Origin of the sequence: Halomonas sp., from assembly GCF_041689495.1 — a bacterium.
In the GTDB taxonomy this organism is placed as follows: Bacteria; Pseudomonadota; Gammaproteobacteria; order Pseudomonadales; family Halomonadaceae; genus Halomonas.
Map to the genome: position 1 here is coordinate 1 of NZ_JBDNGD010000145.1, position 1785 is coordinate 1785.

The window sequence follows — 1785 nt, forward strand, 5'->3', positions numbered from 1 at the left end:
CGGGCGGTAGCGTGCCTGGACGCCTTTCAGCAACGAGTGACCTGGATGAACAAGGAAGAGCCGCAACACGCTAGCTATCAGGATGATGAGATCGATCTTCGCGACCTGGCACTGATGTTGATCGAAGGCTGGTACTGGATCCTAGGTGCCATCGTGGCCACCCTTACGGCCGCGCTGGGCTATTTGGCCTTGAGCGTCTCCACCTACAGCACCGACCTCAGTTTCACCCCCACAGCAGAAGATGGCCTGCGCGCCCTGGACGGCATGCCTGGCGTGGACTATTCCCCGGCCGGCGTGGCCGCGGAGCTTGGCCAGCGGCTCGCCAGTTACGAGCACTTCAGCCGCTTCATGGAGGAGAACGAGGCCGGGCGCGAACGGCTCATCGACGCCATGGATGATGTCGACGCCGCCGTCGACCTAAGTGTGCGCCAACGGCGCTTCTTTTTCGACAACCTCTCGCTAGCTCGCCCCGGCGATGATGCTCGCCCCGGCGATGATGGCAGCCGCTACGGCCTGGCGCTGAGCTACAGCCAATCGCCAGGGTCTGGGCCCGCCCTGCTCAACGGCTACTATCGTTGGGCCGAGCGCGACCTGGCCCAGACCCTGGCGGGGCGCGCCGAGCGTGCGGTCGACGGCATCGTCGCGCGCAACGAGTCGCGCATGGCGGCCCACCTCGAGGCTTACGACGAGGAGGTGGCCGCGAACATCACGCGGCTCCAGGAGGACGACCGCATCGCCCTGGCCGAGCTCCGCGACCAGTTGGAGGCCGAGCGGCAGGCGGTGATCGATGAACGCCAAGAGCGCGTCCGCCTGCTGGCAGAGGCCGAACGAATCGCTGAGCGACTGGGTATCGAACGGCCGACCACCCCGCGCGACTTGGGCCGCCAGGGCGGCGATAACGACATCGTCTACGCCGAGATCAACGCCCAGGGCAGCCTGCCGCTGTACTTCATGGGCACCCAGACGCTGCGTGCCGAGCGCGAGGTCATCGAGGCCGACCTTGGCCAGCAGGTCAAGACCGCCGAGATCCGCGAGATCGAGAAGCGTATCCGCCAGCGCGAGCAGAACCGGCAGATCGAGGCCCTCGAGGCCCGCGACGAGCACTCGCCGTTCATCGAGGAGTACAATGCACTGCGGGAAGAGAATACGCTGCTCCAGGCCAACCTCATCCAGGCCGACGACATAGAGGTCGCCGAGGTAATCCACTGGGCCTACGAGCCCACCTCCGCGGATTCGCCGCGGCACCTGCTGATCCTCGCGCTCTCCCTTGTGCTCGGGGGCATGCTTGGTGTGATGATGGTCTTTATTGCCCGGTTCGCCGGCAGCCTGCGCCGCTATCGATTTCAGAAGAACGCCTGAACAACTCGTTATTTTTTGAGGGGCACTTTCCCACGATGATCTGGCCGCTAGGCGCTAACCAACCCATGCCATGAGCATTCCATGAGTCAGTTCCCCCACCTCAGCCACCATGGCGGCCACACCGGCGTCACCGGTAGTTGCCACCGCCTGCAGATCAGCGAGGATCGCGCGCTGCTGGTGGATTGTGGCCTCTTCCAGGGCGAGGACGCCGACCCCTTCCTGGGCAGCCTCGAGCAGCATAAGGTCAGCTTCCCGGTGGACGACGTGCTGGCGCTGATCGCCACTCATGTGCACATCGACCATATCGGCCGGCTGCCCTATCTGCTGGCCGCGGGTTACCAGGGGCCGATCCTCTGCTCGGTGCCCTCGGCGCGGCTTCTGCCGCTGGTCATCGAAGACGCCCTGAAGATCGGCTTCACCCGCGAC

General features: G+C 65.2%; 2 protein-coding genes. Both read left to right on the plus strand.

The genetic code is table 11. The features are described from left to right. The coding region (locus tag ACESMD_RS04980; protein WP_372610909.1) for a Wzz/FepE/Etk N-terminal domain-containing protein at nt 1-1359 on the plus strand (1359 nt) is incomplete at its 5' end. Between the two features lie 81 nt (nt 1360-1440). After that, nucleotides 1441-1785 (plus strand): MBL fold metallo-hydrolase (locus ACESMD_RS04985; protein WP_372610911.1); only part of this gene is annotated, 345 nt, incomplete at its 3' end.